Source organism: Streptomyces sp. CA189 (assembly GCF_056428985.1).
The window spans coordinates 1-18564 of the sequence record NZ_JBWJVM010000004.1 but is presented as its reverse complement, the minus strand read 5'-3'; the positions used below and the strand labels follow the sequence as shown (position 1 = coordinate 18564).

Sequence of the window (18564 nt, the reverse complement as noted above, 5' to 3'; positions counted from 1 at the left end):
CCCGCAAGACGGCGAGCCGCTCAAAGAAGGCCCAGACGGCGGACTCTTCTGCCCCTTCGACGGATGGCGACCCGACGGACGCCACACCTGACGAATAGCCCAGTCCCGATGGCACCGGAAGGAGGTGACTCATGAGCACACTGAACACAGCAGCCGAGGGCCGCGCACGGCTTGGCCTTGGCGACGCCGCGATCCTCAACGTGGGCACGACGGCGGGCACAGTGGCGGCCGGCGATGACGACCGCTTCTCGGCCGCGGCGCCCTGGGTGTTCGACATCGCCACCTACGGTGCTGTGGGGGACGTCCGGACCGCGACCGACGGCGCGATGACCTCCAGCGCCGCCACCCTCACCTGCGCTTCCGGGCCGTTCACCGCTGCCTCGAGCCCTGTCGGCAAGACGGTGATCGTCAAGGGTGCCGCCGCAAACGGCGTGACCAGCCTGGTCACCACCATCCTCAGCAGGACGAGCGACACCCAGGTCACCCTTGCTGCCAACGCGGCCACCACGGTCTCGGGCGCCCTCGTCATCTGGGGCACCGACAACACCGACGCCATCCAGGACGCAGTCGACGCCGCCGAGGCCTACCTCGCCGCCGGAGCGACCTACGCGCAGGTCTACACCCCGCCGCAGCCGTTCCTGATCGCCGGGCCGCTGAACAACTCCAAGTCGGGCAACGGGCAGATCGTCTTCGGGGTGTACGCGACGACCGCCAACAAGCCGATCCTGGAGTTTTGCGGCGAGACTGACGGTGCCGCGGCGGTCCGGCACTGGCAGCAGACGGTCCCGCAGATCTCCGGTAGCTGCTGGGTGTCCGCCGGGGTGTACGCCTCGACGGCCGCACAGATCACGTCCATCAACGCTGACGGAAATCCAGGGGTCTTGTCGGGGCCGAACGAGGGGTTTGGCTACGGCGCCGCCGCCCTCTTCAGCAACATCATGCCGGTGCTCCGCAACATGGCCATCCTCACCACGCACAGCTCGTTCGGCCTGACCTACGGTGCGTACAACTTCTACGGCTGCGCGAACATGCACCTTGAGAACTTCGGGTGCGGCACCCTCGGCACCGTCGCCAGCCCGTCCACCGACTACACCTCCCCAGGCGTATTCGGCACCGGACTCAGCGTCGGCATGCTCATGCCTGCCCCCGGGAACAACGCGAACGTCGTTGCGAAGAATGTCAGCATCGGCGGCGGCTACACCTACGCGGCCTTCGTAACCGAACATGCCCTGATCGACCGGTACATGGCCTTGTACTGCTGGGCAGGCATCGTCGCCGTGGGTACCTACTCCGGCTCAGTCGGCTCCGTCCACGCCATGAAGGTGGTTAGCGCCAGCATTGAGGCCTGCACCAACGAGGTCTACATCATGGGCGCCGGCTCCTCAGGGGTCGGGCCGATCATCGACATCGACCAGCTGTCCACCGAGTCGGGAACCCCGAACATCGCGGGTAGCAGCACCGCCGCGATGGAGGCGAGTAGGGGCACCATTCGCCTCACCGGCCTCTTCACTGAGTCGGGTGTGACGGTCGGCAGTCCTTGTGGCATCAAGTTGATCAACGGGCAGGACCCCTACCCGGTCCGCGTCGTGACAGCCAACGCGACCGTCCGCGTCATCGACGAAGTGCTGCTCGTCGACGCCACGGCCGGCAACGTGACCATCACGTTGATCTCGGCCGTAGCCACCCCGAACAACTACACGATCAAGAAGACAGACGCATCGGTCAACACGGTCACGATCGACGGGGCAGGCTCCGAGACCATCGACGGCGCCACCACCAAAGTCCTCACCACGCAGTGGGAGACCGTCACGGTCATCCCCTCCGGCGGCAACTGGTACGTGGTGAGCTGACATGGGCATCGTGTACGCCACCCGCGAGGACGTCATGCGGGCCCTCGACTTCAAGGAGACCGCACGGTCCGCCCGGCAGATCGACCGTGCCCTCGAATCGGCATCGGTTCTGGTCGAAGGTCTTTGCCACCGCATCTTCTACCCGCACGTCGCGACGAAGTCCTTCGACTGGCCGAACAGTCAGCACGCGGCGCCGTGGCGGCTCTGGCTCGATGCCAACGAGCTGATCTCCGTCAGCGCCGTGTCCTCCGGCGGCACCACCATCTCCACCAGCGACGTCCTACTCGAGCCGAACGAATACGGACCCCCGTACAACCGTCTCGAGCTGAACCTCGGCAGCAGCGCAGCCTTCGGCGGCGGGCAGAGCCACCAGAGGGACATCACCATCACCGGCCTGTACGGCTACCGCAACGACGAGACGCAGCTCGGCGCCGTAGCTGAAGCGCTCGATGCGTCCGAGACGGGCATGGACGTGGACAGCGCCACCTCGGCGGAGGTTGGCGTCGGCAGCGTCCTCCGCATCGACTCCGAGCGCATGGTCGTCACCGGCCGGACCATGCTCGACACCGGGCAGGACGTCGGCGGATCCGGGCTCACGGCTCAGAACAACTCCGTCACGCTGACCGTGGCCAGCGGCGCGGCCTTCACGCCTGACGAAGTCGTTCTCGTTGAGTCCGAGCGCATGCTCGTCGTGGACATCGCCGGCAACAACCTCACCGTCAAGCGGGCATGGGACGGATCCGTCATCGCCGCACACGCCGCCGGCGTGGACATCTACGCGCCGCGGACCCTCACCGTGGAGCGCGGCGCCCTCGGCACCGCCGCGGCCGCACACAGCCTGGCAGCCACCATCTACCGGTGGGACCCGCCCGGCCCCATCCGGCAGCTTGCCATCGCTGAGGCGCTCTACAGCCTCCAGCTGGAGAAAACGTCCTACTCGGAAGTCCGCCGCGTTGGCGAAGGATCTGAGCGGCGCGTATCCAATGCTGGCCTCGCTGACCTGCGTGCTTCGGTCCGTGCATCCCACGGCCGTATGGCCCGGATCAGGGGGGTGTGACATGCCCGGCTTCGAGATACGCGCCAACGTCAACGCCAGCGGCCCCATGTTCGACGGCCGCGCCCAGCGGGCTGCTGGCAACTACACCGACGATATCCGGTACGCCGTCGCCATACGCGCCGAGGAGCTTGTACTCACCCGCCTGCAGCAGGTTCTCAAGAACCCGACGCCCTACTACGAGACCCGAATCAGCGTGCGCCCCAGCGGCAGCACCTACGAGGTCCACGACAGCGGCGTCGTCTACGGACCGTGGCTTGAGGGCACAGGCAGCCGGAACTTCCCCGTGACCCGGTTCCGCGGCTACTCCACGTTCCGGCGCACCAAGGCGCTCGTGGACCGGCAGGCCAATGGGATCGCGCAGCGCCTCCTCGCCCGCTACCGGGCAAGGGGGGCGTTCGGATGACCCTCGCCATCAACGACATCGTGTCCGCTGTCACCTCGCATGCCATGGCCAGCGGCCTCTTCGAGCAGGTCAACGGCCACGAACCGAAGAACCCGCCTGGCAACGGGCTCAGCGCCGCCGTGTGGGTGGAGCGGATCCGGCCGGCCCGCACCTCGTCGGGGTTGTCCTCGACGTCCGGCTACCTGCTGTTCAGCCTTCGCCTCTACTCCAACCTGCTGTCTCAGCCGGAGGACTGGATCGACCCGGCACTCACCGCGGCTGTGGACGCCCTCATGTCCGCCTACTCCGGTGACTTCACCCTTGGCGGGCTGATCCGCTCAGTCGACCTGCTGGGGGCCGAAGGGGAATCACTTGAGGCCACGTCCGGATACCTCTCGGTGGCCGAGGGCGAGTTCCGGGTCTTCACGATCACCCTGCCGCTGATCATCAATGACCTTTGGGAGCAGGCGCCATGAAACAGAGCGGCTTGGGCGACAACCTGTACGTCTCGGGTTACGACGTCAGCGGGGACATCAACTCGCTGGGCCGAATAGGCGGCGGCCCCGCCGTACTCGACGTCACCGGTATCGACAAGAGCGCCTTCCAGCGCATCGGCGGTCTCCGAGACGGCGGCATCGACTGGGTGTCGTACTTCAACCCCGCCACGGACCAGGCTCACGAACGCTTCTCAGCACTACCGCTGACGGACGTGCAGATCACGTACTGCCGCGGCACCACGCTGGGCTCGCCAGCCGCCAACCTGATCGCCAAGCAGATCGACTACGCCGCGACCCGCGGCGACGACGGGGCATTCACGTTCGCTGTGCAGGCGCAGGCCAACGGCTTTGGCCTTGAGTGGTGCACGCAGCTCACGGCTGGCAAGCGGACAGACACCACCGCGACCAGCGGGACGAGCGTCGACTTCGGCACCGGGTCGACGGTCCACGGGTTGCAGGCCTACCTGCACGTTTTCAGCTTCACCGGTACCAGCGTCACGGTGAAGCTGCAGCAGTCCAGCGACAACGGCGGCGGCGACGCCTGGGCAGACGTCACCGGCGGCGGGTTCACGGCGGCCACCGGGATCACCACTCAGCGGATCGCCACGGCGGCAGGCCAAACCGTCGAGCGCTACCTGCGGGTGACTACCACCGGAACTTTCTCCAACGCCGTCTTCGCTGTCTCCGTCTGCCGTAACGACACCGCCACCAGTTTCTAGGGGATGACATGCCACTGAACCGCATCGCGCCTGCCCTCCCCGCCCACACGTTTCGCACCTTCCGGATCTCGGCGCCGGTCTCGTCGCACTTCCGGCCAGCGACGTGCGCCGAGGTCGACTGCCCGAACTGGCTGAGCGGCTGGCAGGTCCGTGTGGAAAGCCTCACCCCGGAGCTCCTCCATGCGGCGAAGGCCAGCGGTCGCCGCTACCGCGAGCAGGCGCTGGCGGCGGGCGAGACGTGGCTGGTGTTCGAGCCGGGCCAACCTTGCTTCCGGGCCGGTCAGCACAAGACTCCGATCGGCAAGCCGGAGCTGTACCTGGTGCAGGACGGCGACTGGCGACAGACCTTCGGGCAGGCCCGCCAGCACACACGCCCGGAGCACTGGGTTGAGGAAATGTCCGAGAACCAGCAGCGCCTCATCGACGCCAAAATGCGCGGCTAGCTGCACCACATCACACCGGCAATCGAAAGGAGTTGAGGAAAGTGGCTAAGGAATTCAATAGAATTGGGGCATGCTCCCCGACTCCCGCGAGTGCCGCAAATGCGGCACCGAAAAGCCTCTGGTTGAATTTTCCAAGGCGCCACGCGGCAAGTATGGCCGCAAGGCCTCCTGTAAGGCTTGCGATGCAGCACGCCACGCAGCCGCGGATACACAGTCGCGCGCCATGGATCCGGCGGTCGTCCGCGATCGCCTGGAGGCAAGACGGGGGGGCGCCAAGAAGTGCACCCAGTGCGGAGAAGTCAAGCCGCGGTCCGAATTCCATAAGAGTCATGAGGGCAAGTACGGTCCCGTGCTCAAGAGCATCTGCAAGCCTTGCCACTCCTCGCAGGTGCGCGAGTGGTACGGCCGGAATAGCGATCGCAGCAACACGAATCGGCGAAGGCTGCAACTCAAGCAGAACTATGGGCTCACTCCTGAGCAGTACGCGGCGATGCTTGAACAGCAGAATGGGTTGTGTGCCATATGCCGGCGCCCTGAACGAGTCGTGCGGCAGGGAAAGCTCATGCGCATGCCCGTTGACCACTGCCATGCGACTGGTCGCGTGCGAGCGCTCCTCTGTCATGCGTGCAACCGAGCGATCGGCCTCTTTGGTGAGGACGTCGAACTCATGCAGCAGGCCATCAACTTCCTACTCAGCCATGAGGCCGAGTCGGGTCAATAGTGGAGGGCGGCAGCTACTGCCCTCCAATCATGAAGGAGGGCAGTAGCCATCGCGAAGGAATCAGGCCTCGCCTGGACCACACTGTCGGTTGACGATAGTGCGGGTAGCCCGCAGGCAATCAAGAACGACATCACCAACCTCGCGATCTCCACTCCGAGGGCCGTCCAGGACGTGACTGGCATCGACAAGTCCGCGACGGAGCGACTGCTGCTCCTGGCTGACGTCAGCGTCACCCTCAACGGCGTCTTCAACGACGCTGCGGGTGCCTCCCACATCGTGTTCAAGACGGTGTCCAGCACCAGCGTGGCCCGCACAACGACGGCCACCATCTCCGGCCAGACCCTTGCTCCGGAGCTCCTCTTCACCGACTACCAGCTCAACCGTGCCGACTCCGGCGAACTTACGTGGAGCGCTCCTGGCGTTCTTGCGGATGGCGTAGTTCCGGCCTGGAGCTGACCACTACGACAAAGGGGGCTCGTCATGGGCTACAAGCACCAGATCCCGCGCATCAACGTGGCCTTCGAGGAAGGCCACGAGTACCACGGCCTCACGGTCGTTCTTCGCAAGCTGAAGTTGGGCGAGTGGTTGGAGATCACTGGCATGGGCGACGACGAGGAGCCCACGGTCCGGCACGTCGGGGACCAGTTGCGCAGGATGGCCGACAAGCTGGTCAGCTGGAATCTTGAGGATGAGGACGGCCCCGTTCCGACGACTCTTGAGGCCGTCATGGACCAGGACCGCGAGCTGATGATCGCCGTGCTGAACGCGTGGCTGGACGGGCTCACGGCGGTTTCCGCCCCTTTGGGGCCGAGCTCGCCCGTTGGCGAGCCGTCCCTGGTGGAGTCGATTCCGATGGACACCCTGCCCGCAAGCCTCGTGAGCTGATCTACGCGGAGATCGTGCTCGGCTTGTGCGAGCGCTTCCACTGCCCTCCCAGTCAGATCCTCAGTGAGGAGGCAACGGTCATGCGCCTCCTTGAAATCGAACGTCTCGGAACGCCCCCTTCGGCCGCAGAGTGAGGTGAGTCATGGCCAACAATGTGAACATCCAGGTCACGGCCACCAATAACACTCATGCGGGGTTCGCGGGGGCTCAGAGCGGCATGCAGCGCCTTAAGTCGGCGGCGTTGACCCTCTCGCCGGCACTCCTGCCAATAGCCGCTCAGATGGCGCCGATTGCGGCGGGCGCGGCTGCTGCCGGCGTTGCCGTGACGGCGTTCGGGGCGGCCATCATTCCGCAGACGCTTGCGATGGGGAAGATCACTGAAGCGCAGAAGGCGTACAACGCCTCCCTCGCCGAGAACGGGCGGCACGCCGCCTCGACAGCGAAGGCTGAAAGCGCATGGTTGAAAGAGGTCCAGAAGGCCTCGCCTGAAGTCCGCCGGGCAGCCGCGTCCCTGTCCGTGATGAAAGAGGAGTACAAGGACTGGTCGAACGAACTTCGTGGGGACACGCTGCCTGTCGCCACGAAAGGCTTCGCCGCGTTCGGCGCCCTGTTCCCGAAGCTCACGCCGCTGGTAGCGGGTGCTTCGGGTCAGCTCGGCCGGTTCATGACTCTGGCGACGGGCGGCATTCAGTCGCCCACCTTCGACCGGTTCATGGCCAGCTTCAGCACGTTCGCGACGGAGACGCTGGCCAAGGCGAACAGCGGTCTGGTCCGGTTCGCCGCGAACCTCGATGCAGGCAAGGCGTCCAGCGGCATCGCCGAGTTCATGCGGTACGCGAAGGAGAATGGTCCGCTAGTCGCTGAGACCCTGGGCAACCTTGGTGAGATGCTCGCCCACATCGCGCGTGCAGCCGCGGATACGGGTGTCTCGATCCTCTCCGTCGTCAACGCATTCGCCAGCCTGGTCAACGCGATACCGCTCGGCCTACTGACCGTGCTGGTACAGACCGCCGTCGCCCTGAACGCGGTGAGGCTGGCCGCGGCTGGGTTCGCCCTTGTTGGGCCGTCCATTCTGGTGGCGGCTGGCGCGATCCGTACCTTCATCGCATCCGCACGGTTCGCTGGTGTCTCGATGGCCATCTCCGGTGTCGTGGCCAGCCTCACGGCCCTGCAGAAGGCATCCGTCGTCATCGCCGTCGTCGCTGGCATCGGACTCGCGGTGAACGCGCTGGCAGAGAAGGCGCGAGGTGCGCCCCCGGACGTCGACAAGCTCACCGTCTCACTTAAGGAGCTCGGCGCGACCGGGAAGTTCGGCGGCGAACTGCGGAAGTCGTTCGGAGACATGGACGGCCTGGTGGAGAAGATCGGGCAGCTCAACGAGGCAACGAAGAAGGCTGGCGAGGCTGGCAAGGGAGCGTTCGGCTTCAAGATCCCTGTCCTCGACGACATCGGTAACTGGCTCGGCACCAAGTTCACGGAGATGAACAAGGGGGAGAAGTCCCTCCGCGCACTGCAGGACGAGTTCAAGGGCCTCGACGCAGCCATGTCCGACGCAGTGAAGAGCGGATACGCAGACCTCGCCGCCGCGTCCTTCGATCAAATCGCCGAAGCTGCCCAGAAGGGCGGGTACTCGCTGCAAGAGGTCAAGGACCTCATGCCGTCCTATGGCGAGGCACTGGCCAATGTTGCCTCGGAGCAGGAGATCACAGCCCGCGCGATGGGCATGTTCGGTGAGCAGGCCATCGCCGTGCAGGCGAAGCTCGACCTGCAGAGGCAGTCCACGGACGGCCTCCGGCAGTCCATTCAGGCCCTCAACGACGTCAACCGGCAGGCCCTCGGCGGGATGATCGGCTTCGAGGCCGCCATCGATGCTGCAGCGAAGGGGGCTGCCGAGAATGCAGGCGCCCTCAACATGGTCAACGGTGTCCTCGACCTCAACGGTGAGAAGGCGCGGACGGCCGCGTCGCTGCTGGCGGCGTTGGCTACTACGACCGATGAGGCCGCGGCCGCAGCCCGCGAGAACGGCGAGTCGTGGGTCACCGTCGGGGGAATCTACGAGCGGGGCCGGCAGCAGCTGATGGCCAGCGCCCAGCAGATGGGCCTCACCGAGGTGCAGGCGCGCTCGCTCACGGATCAGATCCTGGCAATGCCGGGTGAGAAGACGACGTGGGTGCGGGGCAACCTCGAGGACCTGCAGGCCAAGCTCAGGACCGCGAAGGTAGAACTGGCGAACGTTCCGGACTCGCGGAAGGCGTCGATCCGGGCGGACATCGCGAACCTGGAAGGCCAGATCGCGCAGGCCGAAGCCGCGCTCAGCAGCATGCGGAAGAACTACACCGTGTGGGTGCACTACAAGGCGACTGGCTCTCCGTACCTGCCGTCGGGTGGCCGGGAGTTCGCGCATGGCGGCGTTATCGGAGCTGCTGGCGGCGGCCCGCGGTCCCGGATGACCCTCGTGGGCGAGCAGGGCCCCGAACTCGTCGACCTGGCGCCCGGGTCGAGGGTCCGCTCTAACCCGGACTCGAAGAGGATCGCTGACGGCATGGCCGGCGGCGGTCGCGGTGGCCCGGCGGTCCTGGAGATCCGATCCTCGGGGTCCCGCATCGATGACCTGCTGCTGGAGATCCTCCGCGGTGCGATCCGCGTGAAGGGCGGCGACGTGCAGGTAGTGCTTGGGAGTCGAGGACGATGACCTTCCCGCAGACACCTCTGGACATCCAGGTCGACCTCATGATCGACGGAGCGTGGACTGAGATCACGTCGGACGTGTACCGGCGGGACCAGATCACCATCACCCGCGGCCGATCGAATGAAGAGGGCCAGGTTGGGCCGTCGAGTTGTGAGCTGACGCTCAACAACCGGACGGGCAAGTACAGCCCGCGAAATCCAACGGGCGTCTACTACGGCAAGATCGGCCGCAATACCCCGATCCGGGTCAGCGTCAACCATGGCGACGCGTACCTCAACATCGCCGACACGGTGGGCGACCGCGGGACGACCGTCGACCACGCCAACCTCGACATCGTGGGGGACATCGACGTCGCCTTCGAGGGCATCCTCGACGACTGGTACCCGGCCGACACGACCTTCCTGATGGGGAAGTACAACACCAGCGGACGCTCGTGGCTGCTCACCATCCTCGACGGCAGTCTGATCTTCGGATGGACTACCGACGGAACGATCGGAACCTTCCAGAGCGAGATGTGCACTGAGAAGGTTGTGCTGACGGGGTCGCGCCGCCTCGCCGTCAGGGCCACCCTTGACGTCAACAACGGCGCGAGCGGCCACACCGTGACTTTCTACACGGCACCCAGCATCTCGTCAGGAGCGTGGACGCAGCTCGGCGAAGCCAACATCGACGCGGGCGTCACCTCGATCTTCTCCGGCGGCGGCGCGCTCGACGTCGGCTATGTAGGCGATGTCTGGGGCCACCTCGCCCCCGTCGGCCAAGTCCTCGCTGCGCAGGTGCGTTCCGGGATCGGCGGGGCCATCCGCGCGAACCCGGACTGGACAGCGCAGGCCGTCGGCACCACAAGCTTCGCGGACAGTGCTGGCAGGACGTGGACGCTCGCGGGCAACGCAACGATCATCAACAGGCAGCCCCGCTTCGTCGGCGAGGTCACCTCCTGGCCTCCCCGATGGGACACCTCAGGCCAAGACATCTACACCCCGATCGAAGCCGCAGGGATCCTTCGCCGGCTCGGGCAGGGCGACGAGGCCATCCAATCGGCGATGCGCCGGGAGCTTGGGGACCCGGCACTGCATGGGATCGTCTACCCCGGCGGGATACCCGATGAGGGGATCGTCGCGTACTGGCCCTGCGAGGACGGCACCACGGCCACCCTGCTCGCATCAGCCAACCAAGGCGAACCCGGCATGGTGATCACCGGAGCCATGAGCCTGGCCGCCTACTCAGGCTGGAGTGCATCGGACGCCCTGCCGACCCTAGGCACCGACAGCATCGCCACGGGCCAGGTTCCCAACTACACCGCAGCAGGCGTGGCTCAGCTCCGCTGCTTCTTCCACCTCCCGCAGGCGGTGGGTTCCGAGACGACCCTGCTCGACATGGTTGGCACGGGCACAGCCAAGACGTGGACCGTGAGGGTCACCACCGGCGGAGACCTGATCCTGAAGGCCTTCGACGCCGACGTCGTGAACATCCTGACGTCCTCCACGCTCACCGCAGGTATCACCGGCAGCAAGGTGCAGATCGCGCTTGAGCTTTTTCAGGACGGTGTTGACACGGCCTGGACCCTGAGGTCGTTCGACGTCGACAGCGGAGTTGTTGAGTCGACCCTGACCGGCACGCTCTCCTCGGAGACGTTCGGGCGCATCACCGAGATTCGAGTCGGAGCAACCTACGGACTGTCCGGCACAGCCTTCGGACACATCGCCTTCTCCAGAACCGAGCAGGGCTTCGCCTTCACGTCGGGTGCCCTCGTTGGCAACGCTGGCGAGGCAGCCTCCACTCGCATTGCTCGGCTCGCTGACGAGGAAGACCTTCCAGTCACCCTTCTCAACAAGGGAGACGACGAGCCTGTCGGTGCACAGAAGTCCTCGACCGTCCTGCAGCTGATGCGGGATGCAGCGGACGTGGGTCACGGCATCCTCTACGAGGCCCGTCACCAGTCAGCTCTCCAATACCGCGGCCTGCCTACGCTGTACAACCAGGCACCCGTGGAGCTCACCTACTCGACCGACCTGATGCCTGGCCTCGCCCCGACGGATGATGATCAGCTCGCCAGGAACGTGGTGGCTGTGCAGCGGGTTGACGGGGCGTGGGGGTACGCCGTCGAAGGCGAGGGGCCGATGTCCATCGCTCTCGCGCCCGACGGCATGGGCCGCTACCCGACCAGCCTCACCCGCAACCTATACACCGATGAGCAGCCCGCCCAGCATGCTTCCTGGTACGTGAACCTGGGCACGGTGGATGAGCTCCGCTATCCGGTGGTTCGGGTGTTGGTGCAGGCTGCCCCGGCCATTGCCGATGCGGTGATGTCGTTGGACTGCGGCAGCCGCTTCAAGATCCTCGACCCGACAACCAAGCTGCCGCCGGGGGACATCGACCAGATCGTCCAGGGCTACCGCGAGACCCTGGCGCAGTTCGAATGGGACGTCGAGCTGAACTGCTCGCCCGCGTCCCCGTACACGGTGATCGTCCTCGACGATGACGACCTCGGCCGCCTCGACACCGACGGCTCCACCCTCGGCGCTGCAGCTACCAGCACGGCCACCACGCTCACCGTCCACACCACACAGACCGCCGACGGCATGACCCCGATCTGGACTGAGGACGCTGGCGACTTTCCGTTCGACCTGCGGGTGGGCGGGGAGGTCGTCACCGCGTCGGCGGCCACCAGCCTCGCGGCGGACAACTTCACCCGGACGGTCGCTGCCGGCGGCTGGGGCACGGCGAGCGACGGCCACACGTACACGCTGACCGGCGGGTCATCCAGCGAGAGGTCGGTGGCCAGCGGGCAGGGCATCGTGACGCTGGGTGCGACGCCTACGAATGCCAGATTTCAGACCGTGGCGGAGACCTGCCAGGACTGCGACGTGCTGGTCGCGGTGTCCGTGTCGGCCACGGCGACCGGCGCCGCACTCACGCCGTCTGTCATCGTGCGATGGGTCTCTTCGTCCGAGCACTACCGCCTCCGGGCCCACTTCAATACATCCGGGACCGTGGGCCTCAGCGTGACTCGGGTCGCGGTGCAGATCGACACGGCCGAGACAGTCACCGGCCTCACCTATACACCCGGAGACATCATCCAAGTCCGGGCTCGGGTGATCGGGGACCGCGTCCTGGGGCGCGCCTGGGCGACCGGCACGGCCGAGCCGCTCGTCTGGCACATGGACCGCACGATCACCTCCAGCCCGATCCCGTCCGGCACGGTCGGCCTCGCCGCCGCCGCCCTCACCGGCAACACCAACGTGGCCCCCGAGTGCAGGTTCGACGACTGGCTCATCGAGACACCACAGCGCATCACGGTCACCCGCAGCGCAAACGGCGTGGTGAAAGCCCAAGCCGCCAGCGAGGACATCCGCCTCGCTACCCCGACCATCCTCGCCCTCTAGGAGCCATCTCATGGGTACGCATTTCAGGGCCGGTCAGCGCCTCACCGCGGGGTTGCTGACCGTCGGGAACGCCCAGACTGAGGACACGACTACGCGGACGACGACGAGTACGTCGTACACGGACGCGTCTGGTGGGGCTCTGTCAGCGGTGGTGATCGTGCCCGCGTCGGGGGAGGTGGTCGTCGAGATCCGGTCGACGCAGCGCAACTCCGGTGCCACGAACACGATCACGAGCTGGTCGGCCTCAGGTAGCACCTCCGGGACGGTGTACTCCGCGAACGACAACGCGGGGCTGATCATCGGCGGCACCGCCAACGTCAGCGTCGACCTGTCGTACCGGCTGACGGGACTGAGCGTCGGCGAGACCCTCACCGTGACCAGCAAGCACCGTGTCAGCGGCGGCACCGGCACGTTCGACTACAGGCTCATCCTCCTCACCGGCTGCCCCTAACCCACCACTACCGACCCTGGAGGTCCTCATGGCCTGGTATCCCGGAGCAGTCCGGATGGAACTCCAGCCGGAGTCCGACGACCAGCCCGCGATCGTCCCAACACAGTTCGTGCTGCACTCCATCGCCGCTCCCTGGACGAAGGAGCGCACCTTCGAGTACTGGCGCGACAGCACGAATCTCGAGTCCCACTTCGGCCAGTCCTACGACGGGAGCATCGCCCAGTACATCGGAACCGAGACCCGCGCCGACGCAACGTACCTGGCCAATCGCAGGCCTGACGGGACTGGCGCCGTCAGCATCGAGACCGCGTCCAATAAAGATCACTCCGACCCGTGGACAGCCGCACAGGTTGAGGGGCTGATCAGCCTCGGCGTGTGGCTGCACCAGCGCCACGGCATCCCGCTCCGCACCTGCCGTACCGCATCCGATCCGGGCTACGGCTACCACCGGCTTCACGCGGACTGGGCAAAGGGCGGCACCGCATGCCCCGGAGATGCCCGCGTGAAGCAGTTCCGCGAGGTCATCTTCCCGGGCATCGTCGCCCGGGCCAACGGCCAGACCCCCGACCCGTCCGAGGAGGACGACATGCCCACAGCTCAGGAGATCGCCGACGCCGTCTGGGCCAAGCAGCTCACCAACGTGGCCACCGGACAGCCCGTAACCCCGGGCGCCGTCATGGCCTGGATGGACAAGGTCCACAACACGCAGACCGAGACGGTCGTGCGGCAGCTCGCCGCGACACAGGCCGCCGTGACCGCGCTCGCCACCCAGCTCGGCCAGCACGACGACGTCGACACGGACACCATCGTGGCCGCCGTTGAGCAGGCCATCGCCAACGCCGTCGTCCACGTGGACGTCAACGTCACCGGCGCCAACTAAGGAGAATCATGAACGTCGCCCTCGACCGCGCCTACTGGCTCGGCCTCCTCATCTCCGTCATCCTCCCCGTTCTCGTCGGCCTCGTCACGACCCGGATCACCTCGGCCGGCACCAAGGCCGTTCTCCTGCTCGCGCTGTCCACGGCGAACGGGCTCCTCGTGGAGGTCGCCAACCCGGGCCCCGGCTTCGACCTCGGCACCGCCGCGGTCCTGGCCGCCGTCGCCTTCGCCACCGGCGTCCTCGCCCACTTCGGGCTGTGGAAGCCCGCAGGCATCAGCGGCAAGGCCCAGGACAGTCTGGTCACGGCTGGCTCGCCCCGGAGCGTGTAGTGATCTGCCGTGCGGTCCGGTGGCTGTGCAAGCTGCTGGGCCGCCGCGGCCCGTTCCTTGTCCTGCTGGGTGTCGGTATGACGAACCTGGGCATCAGCTTCATCGCCGACCCACCCAGCGTCCAGGGCTTGGGGCTGCTCACGCAGTGGTGCCCCATGGAGTCCTGGGCGTGGCTCTGGATTGTCGCCGGCTTCGTCACGACGTCCAGTGCCTTCTTGAAGATCGGCCGTGACTGGGCGGGATTCGCCGCTGCTCTCGTCCCCCCAGCCGTCTGGGCGATCGCATACCTCGCCGCAGTCATCACCGGCGACTACTCACGCGGCGGCTACGTCGCTACCTGGTACCTCACTTCCCATGTGGGGGTGATTCTGTGGGCCTCGACGGTGCCCGAGTACTCGGTACCCGCTCCTGTCGCGGCCCGGAAAGCTGAGGGCGGATGAACATTGGGGAGTGGGCGGCCGTGGCCACGGCGGGCGGCAGCGTCCTTGGAGGCGGCGGCTGGTTCGTAGCCCGCGCCACGGTCCGCGCGGCACAAGTAACAGCGGACGCCCAGCGTGCCATCGGTCTGGCTAACGAGGCGGCGGCCCGTGCAACTGCCGCGCCGGCTCAGCAGGAAGCCAGCCTCGCGATCCTGCAGGCATCGGTGATGAGGGTGGATGAGGAGAACGGATCCTTGCGCGGAAGGGTCTACCGACTTGAAGTCCTTGTCCGCGCCTTCTCCTCCTACGTAGGTCACCTCACGGGCCAGATGCGCGCGAACGGCATGGAACCGCCGGCGCCGCCGGACGCGGTAGATGAGTACAACCGAACTGGAGTCTGACCGCCCCCACCGCCGCCGCGGTGGGGGCCTCTTGCTATGCCCGCCGAACTGGCCCTGCCTTAGAAGGGGTTGCCAGCGATAAGATGCCATATCAGCGCCCGAAATTGGTATACTTGAGCATGTCTCAGAGCCTTGATAGTGATCAGTCCGGGGATGTCCCGATGACGCGCGAGGGACTCGAAGGAGTGGTCGCATCGACCATCTGCTGCCACACGAGGATGAGCCCCGCAGTTGAGTGGGAGATCGCCGTCGTAATGGCAGCCATCGACAAGCACGTCGCTCTTCGACTCGCCGAGGTGCAGGCAAGCCAGGCCACGACGCGCGAACTCGGACTACGCCAACGTCACGCCTGGGTACTCGCAGGGTGCTGCCCCAAGTGCGGGACGCAGGACACCGACGCCCGCCTGTGCTTCACGTGCTACGACGCCGTGCGCTTCCTCAACGGGCACGAGCGCAAGCAGTGGCGGCGGTTCGAACCGCACCGCACGGGACCTCCGGTTCAAGGGCACGGCTACAGCCCGGCCGGACTTCTCGGCTGCATGCTGGAAGGTGAGTCATGAGCGGCCTCGTTCCGCTCCAGCTCGGCGCCGCCCCGGCCGTCTACGACCCGGCGACTCTCGCCGTCCTCGCCGCCATGGAACAAGCCGCCGAAGAGCACCTCGACGCCATCCGCCCCCACAACACCAAGCGCGGCTACGCCAACGACTGGGCACTCTGGGCCGAGTTCCACGACTGGCTCGCCGAACGCACCGGACACCGGCTGCCGCTCACCGCCGTCACCAAGGGAACGCTCGTCGGATTCGTAGTCTGGCTCGACACGGTCAAGCTCGCGGCGCCGGCCAGCATCGACCGCAGGATCACCGGGGTCACCGTCACCGCGCGGGCCGAAGGGGTCGAAGTCCCCAAGGACGCCACCGTCGCCGCCCGCCAAGCCCTCAAGCCCCTCAAGCTCGACCCCGACCGCATCGCCCGAGGCCGCGGCAAGGCTCCCGCCGCCACGCCAGCCCAGCTCCGGCAGATGTACGCCGCCGCCCCAGCAGGCCTCGCCGGACTCCGCGACCGTGCCCTCTGGCTCATGGCCTTCGGGATCGCCGGCCGGTCCGCCGAAGTCTCCGCCCTCCGAACCGACAGTATCCAACTCGTCAGCGAAGGCCTCGACGTCCACGTCCCCTCCGTCAAGCAACGCCCGCCCCGCGACGTCGTCGTCGCCTACGGCAAAAACCCCGACACCTGCCCCGTCCGCGCCTGGCTCACCTGGAAAGCCGCCGCCGGACTCACCAGCGGCCCAGCCTTCCGGCCCGTCAGCGTCCACGGGCACCTCGGCGACGACGGCCTCACCGCGTCCGGCTGCCAGGAGATCATCTCCCGCAGCGCCGAACGAGCCGGGGTAGCCGTCCGGCTTACCGGCCACTCGATGCGAGCCGGGTTCATCACCACCTCCCGCAAGGCAGGGAAGCGCGAGGAGAAGATCCGCGCGCAGTCCGGGCATGCCGCCAACAGCCCCGTGTTCTGGGGGTACATCCAGGAAGCCGACCGCTGGGTCGACGCCGCGTCCGATGACATCGGTCTCTAGCTCAAGGAGTTCAGCATGACCAAGGATGAGTACGACGAGCAGCAGCGGCGCGTGGCCGATGACATCGAAGACGCGCGGCAGGCCCTGGCTCGTGCACGGCACCGCTTCGACGATCTGTGCCGCCAAGCCCAGAACCTTCGCCTCGCCTGGCAGGAGCAGCAGAGCAAGGCCACCGCTTAAGGGAACGTTATGCGCTGCCCTGCGGCTTGGGCCTACCGCGGCGGGGGCTCTGGGCGTTGAATGGGCTCCCGTCGGCATAGAGGGAGAACCGCATGCCCCGTCCGAAGAAGCCGCCCATGCCCACCTTCGTGCCGTGGGGAGATGCCGGTCTGGCCATCCGCCATCACGACGGCAACCAGCGAATCGGCCGCATTGGGTACGTCGCTGGCGAGGCGGAGGGCTGGCACCTCTCGTGGGAGTACGGCGACCTCCCGTCCTCGCGACACCATGACGCGCAGGCCGCCGTTGCAGCCGCTTGCGACGCGTACTCGGTGTTGCTGCAGGGCGAGGCGGTAGCGCGCGAGGAGTACGAGTACGGGGAGCGATTCGCCCGACGGCAGGCTGGTGCAGTTGCACGAGCCGTCCGGGTTCCCATGGGCGGCCAGCATGGGTGGAAGCCGGCGCCGACCAGCGACCCAGCCTGACGCCTGCCCGCTGTCGGAGTCGCCTGCCAGACTTGGCGGATGCTGACGATCCCCGCAGATCTCAAGTCCCGCCCGAGCGCCGAGCTGTGGGCCTGGTACGACGAAGTTGTGCGCGTGCCGGCCCGGCCCGTGGAGGAGAAGGAGCAGGCCTACGACGCGGTGTGTGCGGCCCTCCCTAAGCCAGCGCCGCTCCCGCCCGGCTCGCTGCCCTGCGGGCACATGGAGCGGGAGGAGTGCGACATCGACTGTCGCATCTGACGACCAGGCCCTGACGCCCGCTCTCGCATCCTGCGGGGGCGGGCGTTCTGCTATCCGGAATCTCCCCTGTCATATGCCTACCGTCCCGCTTCGACCAGTGCATATGGTGTGGCTCCGGATCATCCCGGGCTCGTCGCCCTCCCGGCTCCCCACGGGAGGGCTGCCGCGCGCTCACGGCCCGCCGGGCCCCCACGGTGCCGGCCACGTGTCGGGCCCGCCGCCCCGCCACTCGATGAGCGGGGAGCTGGAGATCTGCTCCGTCTCCCAGTCCAGGCCAGCGCGTCGAAGGAACTCCTGGACGTCCCGCAGCGAGTAGGCGAGGCCGAGGATCTCCGAGTCGACGTGCACGCGCCGACCGCCGGAGGAGTCTGGCGCGTGGACCACGATGACCTGGCTCATGCCTCCAGGGTGCGCGCGGGATGGCGCCGCGGCATCCCGGGATTCGCCCCCGCACGCCACACGGCAGTGGCATAGTGGCTCACGCGGGACGCCGTAGTTGGTTCCTTTCAGGGCGGCGCACCGCACATGGCGGTATGTCTTCCAGGACACACGTCGCCGCCATTGCTCCCCGCGCATGCGGGGATGAGAAAGGCCCCCAGCTTCTCTTGGGTTCTAGGAGTCGTTGCAACACCCCAGTTCAAGGGGTGGCATGGGCTTCGAGATCCGCGAGGACCGGCAGCCGCAGGGACGTAAGAAGCTCGCTCGTGAGCGGGCGGCATACTCCCGGCTCATGGAGCAGGGCGTAAGCAACACGGAAGCGTGCCGGATCGTCGGGATCAACCGGCGGACCGGGAAGCGCTGGCGATACGGACGCAACCCGTCCGGCGGGAAGAAGGCGGCTCCACCGCTCAACGCGGTGGAGCCGCCTTCCGTGCCCTCGCGGTACTTGCGCGAGGCCGACCGCATCCACATCGCCGACCGCCTGCGGGAGAAGGCCACGATCCGCGCGATAGCGGCGGAGCTGGGCCGCAGCCCCTCCA

General features: G+C 67.0%; 23 protein-coding genes. 22 read left to right on the top strand and 1 reads right to left on the bottom strand.

The window, feature by feature from the left end; all coding sequences use genetic code 11:
• Positions 1 to 131 precede the first annotated feature (131 nt).
• The 21 genes from AC061S_RS04865 to AC061S_RS04765 all read left to right on the top strand — a co-directional run bounded on the left by AC061S_RS04865 (position 132) and on the right by AC061S_RS04765 (position 17584).
• Complete coding sequence (locus tag AC061S_RS04865; RefSeq protein WP_478684580.1) at positions 132 to 1850, top strand: hypothetical protein; 1719 nt, start codon at positions 132 to 134, stop codon at positions 1848 to 1850.
• 34 nt (positions 1851 to 1884) lie between these two features.
• A complete protein-coding gene (locus AC061S_RS04860; RefSeq protein ID WP_478684579.1) occupies positions 1885 to 2907 on the top strand; it encodes a hypothetical protein in 1023 nt (340 codons plus the stop codon).
• Between the two features lies 1 nt (position 2908).
• A complete protein-coding gene (locus AC061S_RS04855) occupies positions 2909 to 3310 on the top strand; it encodes a hypothetical protein (RefSeq protein ID WP_478684578.1) in 402 nt (133 codons plus the stop codon).
• Positions 3307 to 3765, top strand: a complete 459-nt coding sequence (locus AC061S_RS04850; protein ID WP_478684577.1) for a hypothetical protein — start codon at positions 3307 to 3309, stop codon at positions 3763 to 3765. The genes AC061S_RS04855 and AC061S_RS04850 overlap by 4 nt, the downstream gene beginning before the upstream one ends.
• On the top strand, positions 3762 to 4505 hold the full coding sequence (locus tag AC061S_RS04845; RefSeq protein ID WP_478684576.1) for a hypothetical protein: 744 nt from the start codon (positions 3762 to 3764) through the stop codon (positions 4503 to 4505). The genes AC061S_RS04850 and AC061S_RS04845 overlap by 4 nt, the downstream gene beginning before the upstream one ends.
• A gap of 8 nt (positions 4506 to 4513) precedes the next feature.
• A complete protein-coding gene (locus tag AC061S_RS04840) occupies positions 4514 to 4948 on the top strand; it encodes a hypothetical protein (RefSeq protein ID WP_478684575.1) in 435 nt (144 codons plus the stop codon).
• Positions 4949 to 5018: 70 nt separating this feature from the next.
• The gene (locus AC061S_RS04835; RefSeq protein WP_478684574.1) at positions 5019 to 5669 is read left to right on the top strand and encodes an endonuclease VII domain-containing protein; all 651 of its coding nucleotides are present in this window, start codon (positions 5019 to 5021) and stop codon (positions 5667 to 5669) included.
• A 171-nt stretch (positions 5670 to 5840) separates the two neighbouring features.
• A complete protein-coding gene (locus tag AC061S_RS04830; RefSeq protein WP_478684573.1) occupies positions 5841 to 6125 on the top strand; it encodes a hypothetical protein in 285 nt (94 codons plus the stop codon).
• A 24-nt stretch (positions 6126 to 6149) separates the two neighbouring features.
• Positions 6150 to 6554, top strand: a complete 405-nt coding sequence (locus AC061S_RS04825; RefSeq protein WP_478684572.1) for a hypothetical protein — start codon at positions 6150 to 6152, stop codon at positions 6552 to 6554.
• 142 nt (positions 6555 to 6696) lie between these two features.
• On the top strand, positions 6697 to 9246 hold the full coding sequence (locus tag AC061S_RS04820) for a hypothetical protein (RefSeq protein WP_478684571.1): 2550 nt from the start codon (positions 6697 to 6699) through the stop codon (positions 9244 to 9246).
• Positions 9243 to 12629: a hypothetical protein gene (locus tag AC061S_RS04815; protein WP_478684570.1), complete on the top strand. Its 3387-nt coding sequence runs from the start codon at positions 9243 to 9245 to the stop codon at positions 12627 to 12629. Before AC061S_RS04820 ends, AC061S_RS04815 begins: the two co-directional genes overlap by 4 nt.
• A gap of 10 nt (positions 12630 to 12639) precedes the next feature.
• Entirely contained in the window at positions 12640 to 13080 is a 441-nt protein-coding gene (locus AC061S_RS04810) for a hypothetical protein (RefSeq protein ID WP_478684569.1), read from the top strand.
• A 28-nt stretch (positions 13081 to 13108) separates the two neighbouring features.
• Positions 13109 to 13960 (top strand): peptidoglycan recognition protein family protein, encoded by an 852-nt coding sequence (locus AC061S_RS04805; protein ID WP_478684568.1) that lies wholly within the window; start codon positions 13109 to 13111, stop codon positions 13958 to 13960.
• 8 nt (positions 13961 to 13968) lie between these two features.
• Positions 13969 to 14289, top strand: a complete 321-nt coding sequence (locus AC061S_RS04800) for a hypothetical protein (protein WP_478684567.1) — start codon at positions 13969 to 13971, stop codon at positions 14287 to 14289.
• A gap of 77 nt (positions 14290 to 14366) precedes the next feature.
• Entirely contained in the window at positions 14367 to 14729 is a 363-nt protein-coding gene (locus AC061S_RS04795) for a hypothetical protein (protein ID WP_478684566.1), read from the top strand.
• Positions 14726 to 15109 carry a hypothetical protein gene (locus AC061S_RS04790; protein WP_478684565.1) on the top strand — a complete coding sequence of 128 codons (384 nt, stop codon included), beginning with the start codon at positions 14726 to 14728 and terminating at the stop codon, positions 15107 to 15109. The genes AC061S_RS04795 and AC061S_RS04790 overlap by 4 nt, the downstream gene beginning before the upstream one ends.
• 218 nt (positions 15110 to 15327) lie before the next feature.
• Entirely contained in the window at positions 15328 to 15669 is a 342-nt protein-coding gene (locus AC061S_RS04785) for a hypothetical protein (RefSeq protein WP_478684564.1), read from the top strand.
• Positions 15666 to 16682: a site-specific integrase gene (locus tag AC061S_RS04780; RefSeq protein ID WP_478684563.1), complete on the top strand. Its 1017-nt coding sequence runs from the start codon at positions 15666 to 15668 to the stop codon at positions 16680 to 16682. The genes AC061S_RS04785 and AC061S_RS04780 overlap by 4 nt, the downstream gene beginning before the upstream one ends.
• A 15-nt stretch (positions 16683 to 16697) precedes the next feature.
• Positions 16698 to 16862 carry a hypothetical protein gene (locus tag AC061S_RS04775; protein ID WP_478684562.1) on the top strand — a complete coding sequence of 55 codons (165 nt, stop codon included), beginning with the start codon at positions 16698 to 16700 and terminating at the stop codon, positions 16860 to 16862.
• 116 nt (positions 16863 to 16978) lie between these two features.
• Entirely contained in the window at positions 16979 to 17326 is a 348-nt protein-coding gene (locus tag AC061S_RS04770; protein WP_478684561.1) for a hypothetical protein, read from the top strand.
• A 39-nt stretch (positions 17327 to 17365) separates the two neighbouring features.
• Positions 17366 to 17584 carry a hypothetical protein gene (locus tag AC061S_RS04765; RefSeq protein WP_478684560.1) on the top strand — a complete coding sequence of 73 codons (219 nt, stop codon included), beginning with the start codon at positions 17366 to 17368 and terminating at the stop codon, positions 17582 to 17584.
• A gap of 171 nt (positions 17585 to 17755) precedes the next feature.
• Here the strand turns inward: AC061S_RS04765 and AC061S_RS04760 are convergent, their stop codons facing one another.
• Positions 17756 to 17983, bottom strand: coding sequence for a hypothetical protein (locus tag AC061S_RS04760; RefSeq protein WP_478684559.1), 228 nt, complete (start codon positions 17981 to 17983; stop codon positions 17756 to 17758).
• Between the two features lie 250 nt (positions 17984 to 18233).
• Here AC061S_RS04760 and AC061S_RS04755 point away from each other — a divergent pair.
• On the top strand, positions 18234 to 18564 hold a 331-nt coding region (locus AC061S_RS04755; RefSeq protein WP_478684558.1), incomplete at its 3' end, for a helix-turn-helix domain-containing protein.